Below are 1,210 nucleotides of genomic sequence, written 5' to 3' on the forward strand. Positions count from 1 at the left end.
CTGGTCCGAGGAGGACAGGAAAATGTTTAGTCAACTACGTATGCGTGAAGAACAGGCATTATTAGCACACGACTATGCCTTGGAACAAGCGGAGGAAAAAGGCTTAGAGCGTGGGCGTGCGGAGGGGCTTGAACAGGGATTAAAAGTAGGTTTAGTAAATCTAGTTCGCCAAGGTCTCCTGACTTCCGAGGTTGCCAGCCAGCAGTTGGGCATGACCGTCGCTGAGTTTGAGGCACTGTTATAAGATTATACAATCACTAATAACATAAAAGTAAATGGGAATGAAATATGGTCCTATTTACTTTTTATTTTCTATAGTAGATTGAAATAAGATATGAATAAAGTGATTAGGAAAGTCAAATTAATTTCTAGAAATGTTTTAGAATCCGTAGCGTACTATTCTAAGTTCAATCCACTATACTATCCAACAAAGTCCTCACGCGATTATATACCACAAAAAAACAGGAGATTTCTCTCCTGTCATGATTCAACTATCTAAAATTAAACCCATTCACCGTTTCCGTTTACAGTGTAACCATTTACAGTAGTATTTACTGCAAGGGCACCTGAACCGTCAACATAGTACCATTTGTCTGAAACTTTAAACCATTGACTTACTTTCATAGCCCCTGATGCTTCAAGATAGTACCATGTATCACCATCTTTAAGCCAACCTGTTACCATTGCACCATTTACATTTAGATAGTACCATGTACCATTATCTTTAAGCCAACCTGTTGCCATTGCTCCGTTTGCATTTAGATAGTACCATGTACCATTATCTTTAAGCCAACCTGTTGCCATCGCGCCATTGCTGTTTAGATAGTACCATGAACCATTATTTTGTAACCAGCCTGTCGCCATTGCACCATTTGCATTTAGATAATACCATGTGCCATTATCTTTAAGCCAACCTGTTGCCATTGAACCATCAGTATTGTAGAAATACCACACACCGTTTTCTTGCTTCCAACCTGTTTTTGGAGAAGCTGGTTTAGCTGGTTCTACTACAGAATATGAGCTGTATGATGGAACATATGAAGGGACATATGTAGGATTAGCTGGTCTTGCAGGAACAGAAGGTTTGACTGGAGTTTCCGCTGGTTTCTCTGCTGGTTTCTCTGCTGGTTTTTCTTTAGCTTTATCTTCTTCTGCAGCTTTCTTATTTAATTCATCGATAAATTTTTCAGCTTGTTTTGCAGTTAAGCCT

2 pseudogenes are annotated in these 1,210 nt (G+C 39.3%); one reads left to right on the top strand and one right to left on the bottom strand.

The features are described 5' to 3' along the window. Positions 1 to 244: pseudogene (locus ADI58_RS09085) on the top strand (hypothetical protein); the annotation flags it as partial. A gap of 257 nt (positions 245 to 501) precedes the next feature. On the opposite strand, the pseudogene ADI58_RS09095 reads toward ADI58_RS09085, so the two are convergent. Further along, a pseudogene (locus ADI58_RS09095) lies at positions 502 to 1,210 on the bottom strand (RICH domain-containing protein); the annotation flags it as partial.

The sequence above is a fragment of the Streptococcus mitis genome, from assembly GCF_001074635.1.
In the GTDB taxonomy this organism is placed as follows: Bacteria; Bacillota; Bacilli; order Lactobacillales; family Streptococcaceae; genus Streptococcus; species Streptococcus mitis_E.